The organism is Streptomyces sp. NPDC050448 (assembly GCF_040655295.1).
In the GTDB taxonomy this organism is placed as follows: Bacteria; Actinomycetota; Actinomycetes; order Streptomycetales; family Streptomycetaceae; genus Streptomyces.
In genome coordinates this window covers 135,439-150,870 of record NZ_JBFAJR010000013.1, presented here as the reverse complement: position 1 = coordinate 150,870, position 15,432 = coordinate 135,439, and the positions used below count along the sequence as shown (strand labels likewise).

Sequence of the window (15,432 nt, the reverse complement as noted above, 5' to 3'; positions counted from 1 at the left end):
GAGGGACCGTTCAGCTCGGGCTCCCGGCGGATCTGCCCGGGGGCGTGGGGTGGTCGCCGCCCCGGATCTGGTCCACGGCGTGCGGCAGGATCCGCGTGAGGACCGCGAGGCCGTCGCGGACGCCCCCGGTGGAGCCGGGCAGGTTCACGATCAGGGTCCGGCCCGCCACGCCCGCCAGGCCCCGTGACAGGGCCGCGGTCGGCACGGTCGCCAGGCCCTCGGCGCGGATGGCCTGCGGGATGCCCGGAACCTCGTAGTCCAGCACCCGCGCGGTGGCGTCCGGGGTGCGGTCGGTCGGCGAGATGCCGGTGCCGCCGGTGGTGAGGATGACGTCGTACCCGGCGGCCACGCCCTCGCGCAGCGCCTGTTCGACCGGATCCCCGTCGGGGACGACCCGCGGGCCGTCCACCGTGAAGCCGAGCTTCTCGAGCCCCTCGGCCAGCAGCGGCCCGCCCCGGTCGGCGTACACGCCCGCCGAGGCACGGTTCGAGGCGGTGACCACGAGCCCGCGCAGGGCGCGCCCGGGCTCCCGGGCCGCGCCCGCGGCATCCGGCTCGGCCGTCCGGGCCCCGTCCGCCACCGGCGGTACGGGGACGTGGCTGAAGACGTCGCCGCCGCGCGGGGCGTTCACGCGCGCGTCCAGTCGCCGGACTTGCCGCCGGTCTTCTCCTCCACCCGGACGTCCGTGATGACGGCGCCCTTGTCGACGGCCTTCACCATGTCGATGACGGTGAGCCCGGCGACCGCGACCGCGGTCAGCGCCTCCATCTCGACGCCCGTGCGGTCGGTGGTCTTGACGGTGGCGAGGATCTCGACGGCGTCGTCGGCGACCGAGAGGTCCACCTTCACGCCCGACACGGCCAGCGGGTGGCAGAGCGGGATCAGGTCGGGGGTCTTCTTCGCGCCCATGATCCCGGCGATCCGCGCGGTGGCGAGGGCATCGCCCTTGGGCACGCCCTCGCCGCGCAGCAGCTCGATCACCCGCGCGGAGACGAGCACGCGCCCGCTGGCCCGCGCCGTCCGCGTCGTGACGTCCTTCTCCGAGACGTCCACCATCCGGGCCGCGCCGGCCTCGTCGATGTGCGTCAGCCTGCTGTGCTCAGGGGGGCCGGGGGTCTCCCCCCGGGAAAACGCTGCCATAGGTTCGTGCCGCTCCCGCTCCGGGCCCCGCAAGGGCCTGTGTGGTGCAACACGCTACCCGCACCGGCCGGACTTCAGCCGAGCAGGACCACTTCCAGCTCGGCCCCCGGCTCCACCGAGGTGACGTCCTCCGGTACGACCATCAGCGAGTCGGCGTGGGCCAGTGCCGCGATCAGGTGGGAGCCCGATCCGCCGACCGGGCTGACCGTGCCGCTCTCCGCGTCGTACTTGCCGCGCAGGAACTGGCGGCGGCCCGCCGGGGAGCCCAGCGCCTCGTCGGCCTTCAGGACCGCCCGCACGCTCGGCCGGGTGACGTCCGGCAGGCCCATGAGCGCGCGGATCGCGGGGCGCACGAACAGTTCGAAGGAGACGTACGAGGACACCGGATTGCCGGGCAGGGCCAGCAGGGGGGTGTGGTCCGGGCCGATGGTGCCGAAGCCCTGCGGCTTGCCGGGCTGCATCGCGAGCTTGCGGAAGTCCATCCGCCCGCCGTCGGCCTCGTCGTCGGCCGCGAGGCCCGAGCCGACCGAGGACAGCGCCTCCTTGACCACGTCGTACGCGCCGACGCTGACCCCGCCCGTGGTGACCAGCAGGTCGGCCCGGATCAGCTGGTCCTCGATGGTGGAGCGCAGGGTCTCGGCGTCGTCGGCCACGGCCCCGACCCGGTAGGAGATCGCCCCGGCATCGCGCGCGGCGGCGGCCAGCGCGAAGCTGTTCGAGTCGTAGATCGTCCCCGCGGCCAGGGTCTCACCCGGCTGGACGAGCTCGCTGCCGGTGGAGAGCACGACCACGCGCGGGCGCGGCCGGACCCGCACGGCGGCGCGCCCGATGGCGGCGAGCAGCGCGATCTGCGGGGGGCCGAGCACCGTGCCCGCGGCCAGGGCGAGGTCCCCGGCCTGGACGTCGCTGCCGCGCGACCGTACGTGCGCCCGCGCCTCGGCGGCCCGGTGCACCCGCACCTCGCCGCCCGCGCCCTGGGGGGCCGCGCTGGCCGGGGTCATGCCGGCGGCCGCGCCGCCGCCGCTGCCGCCGTCGGTCCACTCGACCGGCACGACGGCTTCCGCGCCCGGAGGCAGCGGGGCGCCCGTCATGATGCGGGCGGCCTGGCCGGGGCCGACGGTGGGCAGCTCGCCGCTGCCCGCCGCCACGTCCCCGATGACCGTGAGCACCGCGGGGAACTCCTCGCTCGCGCCCTGGACGTCGGCCGTGCGGACGGCGTAGCCGTCCATGGAGCTGTTGTCGAAGGGCGGGAGGGCGACGGGCACGGTGACGTCCTCGACCAGGACACAGCCCTGGGCGTCGAGCAGCTGGAGCTCGATGGGCTCCAGCGGCCGGATGGCGGCGAGGACGTCCGCGAGGTGCTCGTCGACCGACCACAGGCGCTGGGTGGCGTGGCCGGTGTCCTGCGGTGCGCGGCTGCTCAAGGTGCTACATCTCCTCCGTGACGTAACGGTGAAGCCAGGTGCGGAACTCCGGGCCCAGGTCCTCACGCTCGCACGCGAGGCGGACGATGGCCCGCAGGTAGTCCCCGCGGTCCCCGGTGTCGTAGCGGCGGCCCCGGAAGACCACGCCGTGCACCGGGCCGCCCACGGTCTCGTCGGCGGCCAGCTTCTGCAGGCCGTCGGTGAGCTGGATCTCCCCGCCGCGGCCCGGCTCGGTCTCCCGCAGTATGTCGAAGATCGCGGGGTGGAGGACGTACCGTCCGATGACCGCGTAATTGCTGGGCGCGTCCGCCGGGTCCGGCTTCTCGACGAGCCCGGTGATCCGGACGACGCCCTCCTGGTCCGTGGCCTCGACGGCGGCGCAGCCGTAGAGGTGGACGTTGGCGGGGTCGACCTCCATGAGGGCGATGACGGTGCCGCCGGTGCGGGCGTGGACGTCGGTCATCTGGCGCAGCAGCGGGTCGCGCGGGTCGATCAGGTCGTCGCCGAGGAGAACGGCGAAGGGCTCGTCGCCGACGTGCGGCTCGGCGCACAGGACGGCGTGGCCGAGGCCGCGCGGGTCGCCCTGGCGGACGTAGTGCATGGTGGCCAGGTCGCTGGACTCCTGGACCTTCTTGAGCCGGTCGTCGTCGCCCTTGGCGATGAGGGCCGACTCCAGCTCGTAGTTGCGGTCGAAGTGGTCCTCAAGGGCGCGCTTGTTACGTCCTGTGATCATGAGAACGTCGTCCAGGCCCGCTGAGACGGCCTCCTCGACGACGTACTGGATGGCCGGCTTGTCCACGACCGGGAGCATTTCCTTGGGCGTCGCCTTGGTCGCCGGAAGGAAGCGGGTGCCGAGACCTGCGGCCGGGATCACGGCCTTCTTGATCACAGGGTGCAACTGATTCATGGGCAGAACGATAGTGGGTCGCGCAGACCACTCCAGGTTTGATTCCGGTAAATAGCTCCAGGCTTGCCCCTATTTGAAAGGAATTCAGAGTCAGCTGTGGTAAAGAACCCGCCGCCCCCGTCCGAAAAGGCAGAGCTGCGCCGAGAACTCCTGGCCGCCCGCCGCGCCTTGTCCCCCGCATTCCTGCGTACGTCGGCCCGCGCGCTCTCCCGCTCCGCCCTTGAACTGCCCGAACTGGCCGATGCCCGCACCGTGGCCGCGTACGTCTCCGTCGGCAGCGAACCCGGCACGCGCGATCTGCTCGACGCCCTGCGCGCGGCCGGGAAGCGCGTGCTGCTGCCCGTCCTGCTGCCCGACAACGACCTCGACTGGGCGGCGTACGAAGGCCCGGGCAGCCTCGCCGAGGCCGCCCACCCGGGCAAGATGCGGCTGCTGGAGCCGGCCGGGCCCCGGCTCGGGCCGGGCGCGGTCACCGGCGCCGACGCCGTCCTGCTGCCCGGACTGGCCGTCGACGGCCGCGGGATGCGCCTCGGACGCGGCGGGGGCTCGTACGACCGGGTGCTGGCCCGCCTCATGCTCGCCGGGGCGCATCCCGCGCTGGTCGTGCTCCTCTACGACGAAGAGGTGGTCGCGCGGGTCCCGGAGGAACCGCACGACCACCCCGTTCAGGCGGTGGCCACCCCGTCGGGGGTGGTCAGATTCACGGCTTGAGGGTCAGCGTCTCCACCGTCGCCTTGTCCACGGACTCCTTGCCGAACGGCCAGTCCAGCAGCTCGCCCTTGGCCCACATGTCCGTCTGGTCCGTGTAGTTGTCGTGGTACGCGTGGCCCGAGGCGCCGGTCAGGTTGATCCAGCGGGACTTGTCCAGGTCGCCGAGGTTCACGACCATGCGCATCGACGGGACCCAGGTGACCCCGTACCCGCTGGAGGCGTTCCAGCCGGTCGCGTTCACGGTGGCCTCGCCGCCGCCCAGGTTCCACGGGCCGCGGTTGAGGAGCCACTGCAGGAAGCCGGGGCCCTCGGTGCCGATGGTCTGGTTCTTCAGCGTCAGCTGGTGCAGGCGGCCCCAGCTCCAGGTGGACTGGTCCTTGCCGAGCTTGGCGGTCAGCTCCCAGCGGGCGTCCTTCATGGCCCGCGCGAACAGCTGGTCGCGGGTGGCGGTCGCCGGCTGGTTGCGGGCGGCGGGCGTCTGCCACCAGGCCGACTTCTCGTCCTTGACCAGGCGGCGGACCACCTCGAACCAGCGGTCGCCGCCGTCCGGCTGCGCCGAGTCGGGGCCGCGCGTACCGCACTCGCGGACCGTCTTGGCCAGGTCGTCGACCGGACCGCTGCTCTCCTCCTGGACGTTCATGCAGCTGCCCTCGATCCGCAGCTCCTTCGGCATCTTGTCGCCGAAGGACAGCTTGAGGATGTTGCGCCAGACCGCGTTGAAGTACGCGGCCGCCGCCGAGTCGGGCTCCTGCGTGTAGTTCCAGCCGTCCAGGAGCTTCTGGGCGGAGCGCACGTCCGGGTCGGAGACCTCGATCTTGGCCAGCATCGGGGTCAGCAGCGCGGCGATCTCGCTGCTGTTGTCCATCTGCATGGTGCGCATGTCGTCGGTGGAGATCTTGCCGCTGTCCTTGGTCTTCGCCTCGATGAGGTCGTTGATCCGCTGGCTGCGGGCGCCGTAGCCCCAGTCGGTGGTCAGCACGTACGGGTACTTGCCCGGGCCGGTCCCGTTCTCCACGACGGCCTGGTTCGCGGTGACGATGTAACCGCGCGCCGGGTTGTAGTCGTACGGCATCTCGTCCTGCGGGATGTAGCCCGCGTTGCCGTCCTTGCCGCCCTTCCAGGCGTACTTGGAGTCCCAGCCGGGGGCCGGCATGCGGCCGTCGCCGGCGCCGCGGATCGGGATGCGGCCCGGGGCCTGGTAGCCGATGTTGCCGGCGGGGCCCTTGTTGTCGGCGTAGATCAGGTTCTGGGACGGCACCTCGAAGTCGCGGGCGGCGGCGCGGAAGCCCGCGAAGTCCTTGGCCCGGTCGAGGGCGAAGACGGCGTCCATCGACTTGCCGGGGTCCAGGGCGGTCCAGCGCAGGGCGACGGCGTAGCCGTTGCCGCGGTCGGGGGCCGAGCTGGAGACGGGGGCGCGGCTGCCGACCGTGCCGAGCTCCTCGCTGCGGTCGGAGATCAGCGGTCCGTTGTTGGTGGTGCGGACCGTGATCTTCTTGCTCGTGCCGCCCGCGATCTTGATGACCTCTTCACGGGTCGTGAAGGGGACCACCTTGTTGTCGTAGACGTAGCCCTCGGGCTTGACCTGCTCGAGGTAGAGGTCGGTGACGTCGGCGCCGAGGTTGGTCATGCCCCAGGCGATGTCGGCGTTGTGGCCGATGACCACGCCCGGCATGCCGGAGAAGGTGTAGCCGGCGACGTCGTACTTGCACTGGTTCGAGACCGCGCGGCAGTGCAGGCCCATCTGGTACCAGACCGAGGGCAGCTGCGGGGACAGGTGCGGGTCGTTCGCGAGCAGCGGCTTGCCGGTGGTCGTGTACTTGCCCGAGACGACCCAGGAGTTCGAGCCGATGCCGCTGCCGTTGGGGCCGAGGATCGCGGGGATCTTGTCCAGCGTGGCGGCGAGCGAGGTGAGGGAGGTGCGCAGGCCCGCGGTCGCGCCCTGGGCGCTCGCGTTGTCGGCGAGGCCGCTCGCGTCGGATGTTGCGGTGGCGGAGGCCGCCTGGGCCTGGGAGCCGGACGCGCTGCCGGAGCCGGCGGAGCCCGAGCCGGAGCCCGATGCCGTCGAGCCGGCGGCCGCGCCGCCCTGGGGGGCGTACTTCCCGCCCTCTATCTTGCCCGTGTCGACGATCGGCTTGTTCCGGTCGAAGGGGTACGGCGGGTAGAGCTCGTCGATCTGCGCCTGCGTGAGCTTGTTGGACATCAGCGCGCGGTCGATCTCGTCCTGCATGTTGCCGCGCAGGTCCCACGCCATGGCCTTGAGCCAGGCCACCGAGTCCACCGGCGTCCACTGCTCGGGCTGGTAGTCGTCGCTGAGCTTGAGGGCGGAGTGCTCGACGGAGAGGTCCTTGCCGGACTTCCCCTTCAGGTACGCGTTGACCCCGTCGGCGTAGGCCTGCAGGTACTTCTTCGTCTCGGCCGAGAGCTTGGTGTCGTACTCCGCCTGCGCCACCTGGCGCCAGCCGAGCGTGCGCAGGAAGGCGTCGGTCTCGACCTGGCCGGGCCCGAACATCTCGGAGAGCCGGCCGGAGGTCATGTGGCGGCGGACGTCCATCTCCCAGAAGCGGTCCTGGGCGTGGACGAAGCCCTGCGCGCGGAAGAGGTCGTCGTCGTTGTCGGCGTAGAGCTGGGGAATGCCGTGGGAGTCGCGCTTGACCTCCACGGTCCCGGTGAGGCCGGGGACCTTGAGGGTGCCGGTGGCCTGGGGGAACGAGGCGCGGACGTTGTCCATGCTCCAGTACGTCCCGTACCCGAAGCCCGCGAGGAGCGCCAGGACCAGCACGAGCACGATCAGACGGGCGCGTCGTCCCTTCTTTTTGACGGAAGGGGCGGTTTCGTTGGCGGGCATCGCTGTCCTTAGAGGGGCAGGGTGGTCCTGGGAGTGCTGGGAGCAACCATAGGCGCAGGACCGGTCTCGTTGATCCGCCAGGGGTCGAGGTGACGAGGACAGGGCCCAACAGGCGTTTCACAATGTGGTTATCACGTAAAGAGCGCGTCAAATATTAGGTAAGGTAACGAAGTACTTGCTGATCTTGTCGGACTTGTCGCCTGGAGGAACGTTCCGCCTGGCGCCTTGAGGAAAGGGCCGCCCGCTGACCGTCCACACGCTCAATGAGCTCCTGCTGGTCTGCTCGCTCGTGCTGCTCGTCGCCGTCGCGGCGGTACGCATCTCTTCACGCAGCGGCCTCCCCAGCCTGCTCATCTACCTCGGCATAGGCGTAGCGATAGGCCAGGACGGGATCGGCAACGTCGTCTTCGACAACGCCGAACTGACGCAGGTCATCGGTTACGCCGCGCTCGTCGTGATCCTCGCCGAGGGCGGTCTGGGCACCAAGTGGAAACAGATCAAGCCGGCCCTGCCGGCCGCGATCGTCCTGTCGCTGATCGGCGTCGCGATCAGCGTCGGCGTCACGGCGGCCGGCGCGCACTACCTGGTCGGACTGGACTGGCGGCAGGCCCTGCTGATCGGCGCGGTCGTCTCCTCGACCGACGCGGCGGCCGTCTTCTCCGTCCTGCGCAAGGTGCCGCTGCCCTCCCGGATCACGGGTGTGCTGGAGGCGGAATCCGGCTTCAACGACGCCCCCGTCGTCATCCTGGTCGTCGCCTTCGCGACCGTCGGCCCGGTGGACCCGGGGTACATCCTGGTCGCCAAGATCGCCCTGGAGCTGGCGATCGGCGTCGCGATCGGCCTGTCGGTGGGCTTCCTGGGGGCGTACGGCCTGCGGCACGTGGCACTGCCCGCCTCCGGCCTCTACCCGATCGCCGTGATGGCGATCGCCGTGACGGCGTACGCGGCCGGCGCGCTGGCGCACGGCTCCGGCTTCCTCGCCGTCTACCTGGCGGCCATGGTGCTCGGGAACGCGAAGCTCCCCCACTGGCCGGCGACCCGGGGGTTCGCGGACGGGCTCGGCTGGATCGCCCAGATCGGCATGTTCGTCCTGCTCGGCCTGCTGGTCACCCCGCACGAGCTGGCCCAGGACTTCTGGCCCGCCGTGGTCATCGGGCTGGTGCTGACCACGGTGGCGCGGCCGCTGGAGGTCTTCGTCAGCCTGCTGCCGTTCCGGATGCCCTGGCAGGAACAGGCCCTGATGTCCTGGGCGGGCCTGCGGGGCGCCGTGCCCATCATCCTGGCCACCATCCCGATGGTGACCGGGATCGCGGGCAGCGACCGGGTCTTCAACATCGTCTTCGTGCTCGTCGTCGTCTACACCTTGGTGCAGGGGCCGACCCTGCCGTGGCTGGCGCGCAAGCTCAACCTCGGCGACAGCGACGAGGCCGCCGCGGACCTGGGCATCGAGTCGGCGCCGCTGGAGAAGCTGCGCGGGCACCTGCTGTCGTTCTCGATCCCGGACGCCTCGCGGATGCACGGCGTCGAGGTGAGCGAGCTGCGGCTGCCGCCGGGGGCGTCGGTGACGCTGGTGGTCCGGGACGCGAAGAGCTTCGTACCGCTGCCGTCGACCGTGCTGCGGCACGGGGACGAGCTGCTGGTGGTGGCCACGGATCCGGTACGGGACGCGGCGGAGGCGCGGCTGCGGGCGGTGGCCCGGGGCGGCAAGCTGGCCGGATGGCTCGGGACGGGCTCGAACGGATCTTGATCGGGGCTCGGTCCGCGCTCGAACGGAGAGTTAGAGCGTCGTTCTAATTCTACGTTTTCGGGGGTTTGCGGGCCGTTTCACCCCGCTTCGAAGGATTGTGGACTGCGAACTTCCAGTTAATCGCAGGTGAAGACACTTGCTGTCGCCGGAATCACAGGACGCAACGCCGGGCTGCCTGTACGATAAAGGCACACCACATCGAACCAACTCTGCCTGACGCAGAGCTGGCGCGACCGCAAAGCGGCCGTGGCACCCTCCCGCAGTGGGCGCCCAGGTATCACTCGGTTCTGCGCAAGAGGACAGCTCTCGGGGCTCCCACATGTACGGGTGCGGTCGCTCACAAGGCGGCACACCGTCCGCAGACGGGGACGCTCTACCAGGCAGCGGAAAGGCCAGGCCGTGACATCCGCGGTCACGACCGACAAGTCCGCACGCCCCGGTTACGGGCAGCTCCTGCGCACGCCCGGCGCCATCGGCTTCGTTCTCCCGGGATTCGCCGCCCGGCTCCCCTTCGGCATGCTGACCATCAGCATCCTTCTGCTCGTCCAGCACACCACCGGTTCCTACGGCAGCGCCGGCATCGTCGCCGCCGTCACCGGCGTCTCGATGGCGCTGTCCGCCCCGGTGATGGGCAAGCTCACCGACCGCCGCGGCCAGAGCGCCGTCCTGGTCCCGGTCGTCCTCATGCACTCCGCCGCCGTGAGCACGCTCGTGGCGCTCGCGCTCCTGGGCGCCCCCGTGTGGGCGCTGGCGCTCGCCGCCGTCCCCGCCGGCGCCTCCGTCCCGCAGGTCGGGCCGATGGTCCGGGCCCGCTGGGCCGCCAAGCTCGAGGGCTCCCCGCTGCTGCCGACGGCCGCCGCGTTCGAGTCCGTCACCGACGAGTTCACCTTCGTCGTCGGCCCGGTGCTGGCGACCGCCCTGTGCACCGGCGTCCACCCGGCCGCCGGCCTGATCACCGAGGCCGCGCTGACGCTGGCCGGCGGTCTGGTCTTCGCCGCCCAGCGCGCCACCCAGCCGAAGCCGCACGCCCAGGCGGCGGGCGGTGAGAAGCACGCCTCGGCGCTCTCCTTCCCGGGCCTGCGGGTCCTGATCGTGGCGTTCCTCGGCATCGGCGCCGTCTTCGGCGGCATGCAGGTGTCGCTGGCCGCCTTCTCCGAGGAGATCGGCAACCCGGGTGCGAACGGCCTGCTCTACGGCATCTTCGCGGCCGGCAACATGACCGCGGGCATCGCCTGCGGCGCCATCGCCTGGAAGATCGGCCCGCGGCGCCGGCTGCTGCTCGGCTACGCCGGCCTCACCGTGGCCGCGTCGGTCCTGTGGACCGCCCACTCGATGATCCTGCTGGGCGCGCTCGGCCTGGTCGTCGGCCTGTGCATCGCCCCGGCCCTGATCACCGGCTACACGATGATCGAGTCGCTGATCCCGGCGAACGCCCGGACCGAGGCCTTCACCTGGCTGACCGGCGCGGTCGCCTTCGGGCAGGCCACCGCCGTGACCCTGGCCGGCCGCCTGACGGACGCGCACGGGTCCTCGTACGGCTTCCTGGTGCCCATGGCGGGCACCGTGCTGGCGCTGGCGACCCTGCTGGCGCTGCGGTCGAAGCTGGCTCCGAAGGCCCCGAGCCGGGTCATCAACTCGTCGACGGGACCGGCCGCGAACGCGACCGCCGCCCCGGCCGGGCAGGCCCCGGCTGCGCGGGTGAACGAGCGTGGTCTCGGTCACCGCGTGCCGGTGACGGTGGACTGATCGGCCGGAATACGTCACCATGGAACGTCGTTAGCACTCATCGAGTCAGAGTGCCAGGAGGAAATTCGTGCCGACCTACCAGTACCAGTGCACCGAGTGCGGTGAGGGCCTTGAGGCCGTGCAGAAGTTCACCGATGACGCACTGACCGAGTGCCCGAACTGCAGCGGACGCCTGAAGAAGGTGTTCTCCGCGGTCGGCATCGTCTTCAAGGGATCCGGTTTCTACCGGAACGACAGCCGCGGCGCTTCGTCGAGCAGCACCCCTGCCTCGAAGCCGTCGACGCCTGCCGCCCCGGCCGCTTCGTCGACGTCCAGCACGTCTTCGGCGTCGAGCTCGAGCAGCAGCTCCACCTCGGCTGCCTGATCCCCGTTCTCTGATTTCGTTCGTTTTCCGCAAGGCCCCGCCGCCCCTTCCGGGCGGCGGGGCCTTGCGCATGCCCGGTTAGGGTGACGGCATGGCTAACGCAGAGATCGGTGTCATCGGCGGCTCGGGGTTCTACTCCTTCCTGGAGGACGTCTCCGAGGTCCGGGTGGACACCCCGTACGGGCCCCCGAGCGACTCCCTCTTCCTCGGCGAGCTGGCCGGGCGGCAGGTCGCCTTCCTTCCCCGCCACGGCCGCAGCCACAAGGTCCCGCCCCACAAGATCAACTACCGGGCCAACCTGTGGGCGCTGCGCTCGATGGGCGTGCGGCAGGTGCTCGGCCCGTGCGCGGTGGGCGGGCTGCGCACGGAGTACGGTCCGGGCACGCTGCTCGTTCCCGACCAGCTGGTCGACCGTACGAAGTCCCGGGCCCAGACCTTCTTCGACGGGGAGCCGCTGCCCGACGGAACGGTGCCGAACGTCGTGCACACCACCTTCGCCGACCCGTACTGCCCGGTCGGCCGCTCGGTGGCACTGGCGGCGGCCCGGGACCGCGCGTGGGAGCCGGTGGACGGCGGCACGATGGTCGTGGTCGAGGGCCCGCGGTTCTCGACCCGCGCCGAATCGAAGTGGCACGCGGCGATGGGCTGGTCGGTCGTCGGAATGACGGGCCACCCGGAGGCGGTCCTCGCCCGCGAGCTGGGGCTCTGCTACACGTCGATGGCGCTGGTGACCGACCTGGACGCGGGCGCGGAGACGGGTGAGGGCGTGTCCCACACGGAGGTCCTGAAGGTGTTCGGCGAGAACGTCGGCCGGCTGCGCGAGGTCCTCTTCGACGCGGTGGCGGCGCTGCCGCCGACGGAGTCCCGCGCCTGCCTGTGCACGCACGCGCACGACGGCTGGGACCTGGGCATCGAACTGCCGTAACCGGCGACGCGGCCTCCTTCGCAGCGGTGCAGTTCGCCGCCGCGGGGACTCCCGGGGAAATCTGACCCAGGGCTGTCACATTCCGGCGGGCTGTCCGGTCTCGGCTGGTGAAGAAGCACCGAGACCGACGGACCGCTCCAGGAGGCGACCGACATGCCGCGTATCTCGCTCACCCCGCCCCGCACCCTCCTCATGCGCATCGGCGCCTGGTACTCGCGCCGCAGGTACGGCAAGGTGCTCGACCCCGGCCAGGCGTACGGGCACAACTCGCGCGTGCTGTTCGCGTACGTCCGCCTCGAGCAGCGGGCGGCGAAGTGGAAGGCCCTCGACGCCGGGCTCAAGCACCTCGCGGTGATGGCCGCGGCGGCCCGTATCAATTGCTCGTGGTGCATGGACTTCGGCTACTGGGAGGGGCTGGAACGGGGGCTGCCGGCGCGGAAGATCGAGCAGGTGCCGCGGTGGCGAGAGGCCCGCGAGGCGTTCACGGAGCCGGAGCTGCTGGTGATGGAGTACGCCGAGGCCATGACCGAGACCGAGCCGGCGGTCACGGACGAACTCGCCGCGGAGCTGATCGCCCGCCTGGGCGAGGCGGCGTTCGTCGAACTCACCGCGATGGTCGCGCTGGAGAACTTGCGCTCGCGGGCCAACAGGGCCTTCGGCCTGACCAGCCAGGGCTTCGCGGAGGCCTGCGAGATACCGGCCCGGCCGTGAACGGCACCATGGCGGGGTGATCAACGACAACAGGACGATCGTCGCCCTCGACTTCGACGGCCGCCGGGACGCCGAGGCGCTCGTCACCCGGATCGGGGACGCCTGCGACCACTACAAGATCGGCCTGGAGCTCCTCACCGCCGCCGGGCCCGGCCTCGTCGAGGACCTCGTCGGGCGCGGCAACGAGGTCTTCCTCGACCTGAAGCTCTTCGAGATCCCGAACTCCGTGGCCGGCGCCGTGCGCGCCGCGGGCGCGCTGGGTGCGTCGATGGTGACCGTGCACGCCATGGGCGGTACGGGGATCATGGCCGCGGCGGTGGAAGCGGCCCGGGAGTTTCCGCGGCTGCGGGTGCTCGCGCTGACGGTGGTGACGAGCATGACCGGGAGCGACCTCGCCGACATCGGCATCGACGCGACGACCGACGAGCAGGTGCTGCGGCTGGCCCGGCTGGCGGCGGACGCCGGGTGCGACGGGGTCGTCGCCTCGCCGCGCGAGGCGGGCGTGCTGCGGGACGTACTGGGGCCGCGGCCGCTGATCGTCACGCCGGGTGTGACCCTGCCGGGCGGGGAGGCGGGCGAGCACGCCGCCCGGGCCGGGACGGCGCGGGCCGCCTTCGCCGCCGGGGCCTCGCACGTCGTGGTGGGCCGGCCGGTGACCCGGGCCGCCGACCCGGTGGCGGCGCTGCGGCGGGTCCGGGAGGGGGCGGGCGGGTAGCCGGCAGCCGGGTGGCCCCCGCCTCGCGCCCCCGGCCTCATTCCCCCGCGACGCGCAGCAGCAGCTTGCCGGTGGTGGCGCGGGTGTCCATCAGCCGGTGCGCCTCGGCGGCCCGGTCGAGGGGGAACTCGGCGGTGACCGGCAGCTCGACCTTGCCGCTCGCGGCGAGCCGGAAGGAGTCGGCGGCGAGGGCGCGCAGCGCCTCGGGGTCGTCCTGGGCGAGGGTGAGGACGGAGAAGCCCCCGACGGAGAGCCCGCGCGGATTGAGCTCGGGCTGGCCGATCTGCCAGGGTGCGGCTCCGCCGGCGTTGCCGAAGGCGACGAGGCGCCCGAAGCGCGCGAGGGAGTCCAGGCTGCGGCGGAAGGTGTCGCCGCCGACGGGGTCGAGGGCGAGGTCGACTCCGCGGCCTCCGGTGGCACGGCGCACGCCCTCGGTGAACCCGTCGCCGACGAACACCTCGTCGTAGCCGTACTTGAGGGCTTCCGCGGCCTTCTCGGGGCGGGATACGACGCCGTAGACGGCGCGCGCTCCGGCGAGCCGGGCGACCTGGACCGCAACGGTTCCGACGCCGCCGGCCGCGCTCTGGACGAGTACGGTCTCCCCGGCGCGCAGCCGGCCGACCTCGTGCACGAGCCCCTGGACCGTGGGCAGGACGGTCGGCAGGGTGGCGGCGGTGCGCAGGGAGATGCCCTCGGGGAGCGCGAAGACGGTCGCGGCGGGGGCGACGGCGACCTCGGCGTAGCCGCTGTGCGAGGTGAGGGCGGCCACCTCCTGGCCCGGGCGCAGCCCCTCGACTCCGGGGCCGACGGCCCGGATCCGGCCGGAGATCTCGAGGCCGGGCCGGAAGGGCAGGGCCTGGACCCGGTAGCCGTCGGCCCGGGCCAGGACGTCGGCGAAGTTGACCCCGGCGTAGGCGACGTCGACGGTCACCTCGCCCGGGCCCGGCTCGGGAACGGGTACCTCGGTGATGTGGAGGACCTCGGGTCCGCCGAACTCCTGGAGCTGGACTGCGCGCATGGCTGGTACCCCCGGCTAGACTGTTCAATGAAAAGCGAACACTGCGGTACGGCGACTGTACGGTTTTCATCGAACATTGCGCAAGGCCGCAGACCTGCAGGGCCGCAAGGGATCCAGGGAGGAACCGCGATGGGACACCGGGCCGAACCCGAGCACACCCACCCCGACGACGTACCCGTCCAGGCCGCCCTCGCCGCACTCGCCGACCCGGTGCGGCTGCGGCTCGTACGGGAACTCGCGGGCGCGGCCGACTGGGAGCGCAGCTGCGGCACCTTCGACGTGCCGGTGGGCAAGGCGGCCCTCAGCCACCACTTCGCGGTGCTGCGCGCGTCCGGGCTGCTGGAGCAGCGCGACCAGGGGCGGGGGCGCGTCAACCGGCTGCGGCGCGCGGAGTTCGAGGCCCGTTTCCCCGGGCTGCTGGCCCTGGTCCTACGCGAGGAGAGCGCCGAAGCCTGACGGCTGCTCACTCCTGTGGGTGACGGCATTGTCCACAGGCTGGGGATTGTCCACAGGCGCGAGCGGGATTTCGCGGGGCGGCGGATCGTAAGGGGTGTCCGGGCGCTGGGCCCGGGCACCGGAAATCGACTCGCTGGCGGTGGCCGTCATGTCCAAGACCTCGTACGTCTCTTCTCCTTCCGCCCCTTCCGCCCCTTCCGCCCTTTCCGCTCCTTCCGCTCCTTCCGCTCCCTCTACGTGTCCCCCTGCGCGCCCGGTACCGCCCTTTCCCCCGCTTCGCGTCGGCCGGGGCGGAGACCGGCTGCGCCGTGCCGTACGGCGCCGGCGGCGTGCCGCATCGGCCGGGCTGGCCGTCCTGGCGGCCGCGCTGGCGGTGGTGGGCGGGACGGAGGCGCAGGCTTCGCGGGGCGCCGCGCCGCCGGAGGTGAAACCACCGCCTGCGGCGGTGCGGTGGGTGTCGGCGCCGGTCCGCATCGCGGACGCGGCGACGGTGCGGCTGCTGCGTCCCGGGGACCGGGTGGACGTGGTCGCGGCGGAGCGCGCGGGGCCACCGCGGGTGGTGGCGGCGGGGGCCCGGGTCGTCGAAGTGCCCGATCCGGAGAAGGGCGTTGGGGACGGCGGGGCGCTGGTGGTCCTGTCGGTGCCCCGGGACACCGCGCGGGCTCTCGTGGGGGCGGGCGCCGTGGCACGACTGGCGGTGACGTTGTGCTGAACCGGGCGGGC

At 72.1% G+C, this 15,432-nt stretch carries 15 protein-coding genes; 9 read left to right on the top strand and 6 right to left on the bottom strand.

The window, feature by feature from the left end; genetic code table 11:
* Positions 1-10: 10 nt before the first annotated feature.
* The 4 genes from AB0I68_RS18180 to galU form a co-directional block, all read right to left on the bottom strand.
* The gene (locus AB0I68_RS18180) at positions 11-514 is read right to left on the bottom strand and encodes a MogA/MoaB family molybdenum cofactor biosynthesis protein (protein ID WP_363178363.1); all 504 of its coding nucleotides are present in this window, start codon (positions 512-514) and stop codon (positions 11-13) included.
* 113 nt (positions 515-627) lie between these two features.
* On the bottom strand, positions 628-1,140 hold the full coding sequence (gene moaC, locus AB0I68_RS18175; RefSeq protein WP_078987875.1) for a cyclic pyranopterin monophosphate synthase MoaC: 513 nt from the start codon (positions 1,138-1,140) through the stop codon (positions 628-630).
* A gap of 74 nt (positions 1,141-1,214) precedes the next feature.
* Positions 1,215-2,564, bottom strand: a complete 1,350-nt coding sequence (glp, locus tag AB0I68_RS18170) for a gephyrin-like molybdotransferase Glp (RefSeq protein WP_363178301.1) — start codon at positions 2,562-2,564, stop codon at positions 1,215-1,217.
* 4 nt (positions 2,565-2,568) lie between these two features.
* Entirely contained in the window at positions 2,569-3,471 is a 903-nt protein-coding gene (galU, locus tag AB0I68_RS18165) for a UTP--glucose-1-phosphate uridylyltransferase GalU (RefSeq protein WP_363178300.1), read from the bottom strand.
* Positions 3,472-3,567: 96 nt separating this feature from the next.
* Between galU and AB0I68_RS18160 the strand changes: the two genes are divergently transcribed.
* Positions 3,568-4,182: a 5-formyltetrahydrofolate cyclo-ligase gene (locus tag AB0I68_RS18160; protein ID WP_363178299.1), complete on the top strand. Its 615-nt coding sequence runs from the start codon at positions 3,568-3,570 to the stop codon at positions 4,180-4,182.
* Here the strand turns inward: AB0I68_RS18160 and AB0I68_RS18155 are convergent.
* Positions 4,172-7,027, bottom strand: a complete 2,856-nt coding sequence (locus AB0I68_RS18155; protein ID WP_363178298.1) for a penicillin acylase family protein — start codon at positions 7,025-7,027, stop codon at positions 4,172-4,174. The genes AB0I68_RS18160 and AB0I68_RS18155 overlap by 11 nt on opposite strands.
* A gap of 244 nt (positions 7,028-7,271) precedes the next feature.
* Here AB0I68_RS18155 and AB0I68_RS18150 point away from each other — a divergent pair, with 244 nt between their 5' ends.
* From AB0I68_RS18150 to pyrF, 6 genes are all read left to right on the top strand, one after another.
* The gene (locus AB0I68_RS18150) at positions 7,272-8,774 is read left to right on the top strand and encodes a potassium/proton antiporter (RefSeq protein ID WP_363178362.1); all 1,503 of its coding nucleotides are present in this window, start codon (positions 7,272-7,274) and stop codon (positions 8,772-8,774) included.
* A gap of 399 nt (positions 8,775-9,173) precedes the next feature.
* Positions 9,174-10,520 carry an MFS transporter gene (locus AB0I68_RS18145; RefSeq protein WP_363178297.1) on the top strand — a complete coding sequence of 449 codons (1,347 nt, stop codon included), beginning with the start codon at positions 9,174-9,176 and terminating at the stop codon, positions 10,518-10,520.
* A gap of 67 nt (positions 10,521-10,587) precedes the next feature.
* Positions 10,588-10,884 carry an FmdB family zinc ribbon protein gene (locus AB0I68_RS18140; protein WP_363178296.1) on the top strand — a complete coding sequence of 99 codons (297 nt, stop codon included), beginning with the start codon at positions 10,588-10,590 and terminating at the stop codon, positions 10,882-10,884.
* A 91-nt stretch (positions 10,885-10,975) separates the two neighbouring features.
* The gene (locus AB0I68_RS18135) at positions 10,976-11,809 is read left to right on the top strand and encodes an S-methyl-5'-thioadenosine phosphorylase (protein WP_363178295.1); all 834 of its coding nucleotides are present in this window, start codon (positions 10,976-10,978) and stop codon (positions 11,807-11,809) included.
* Between the two features lie 153 nt (positions 11,810-11,962).
* Complete coding sequence (locus tag AB0I68_RS18130; RefSeq protein ID WP_363178294.1) at positions 11,963-12,520, top strand: carboxymuconolactone decarboxylase family protein; 558 nt, start codon at positions 11,963-11,965, stop codon at positions 12,518-12,520.
* 16 nt (positions 12,521-12,536) lie between these two features.
* Positions 12,537-13,235: an orotidine-5'-phosphate decarboxylase gene (gene pyrF / locus AB0I68_RS18125; protein ID WP_363178293.1), complete on the top strand. Its 699-nt coding sequence runs from the start codon at positions 12,537-12,539 to the stop codon at positions 13,233-13,235.
* A gap of 37 nt (positions 13,236-13,272) precedes the next feature.
* Here the strand turns inward: pyrF and AB0I68_RS18120 are convergent, their stop codons facing one another.
* Positions 13,273-14,253 (bottom strand): zinc-binding dehydrogenase, encoded by a 981-nt coding sequence (locus AB0I68_RS18120; RefSeq protein ID WP_363178292.1) that lies wholly within the window; start codon positions 14,251-14,253, stop codon positions 13,273-13,275.
* A 129-nt stretch (positions 14,254-14,382) separates the two neighbouring features.
* Between AB0I68_RS18120 and AB0I68_RS18115 the strand changes: the two genes are divergently transcribed.
* Together AB0I68_RS18115 and AB0I68_RS18110 are read left to right on the top strand one after the other, a co-directional pair.
* Positions 14,383-14,709: a helix-turn-helix domain-containing protein gene (locus AB0I68_RS18115; protein ID WP_363178291.1), complete on the top strand. Its 327-nt coding sequence runs from the start codon at positions 14,383-14,385 to the stop codon at positions 14,707-14,709.
* A 148-nt stretch (positions 14,710-14,857) separates the two neighbouring features.
* Positions 14,858-15,421, top strand: a complete 564-nt coding sequence (locus tag AB0I68_RS18110) for a hypothetical protein (protein WP_363178361.1) — start codon at positions 14,858-14,860, stop codon at positions 15,419-15,421.
* Positions 15,422-15,432 lie beyond the last annotated feature (11 nt).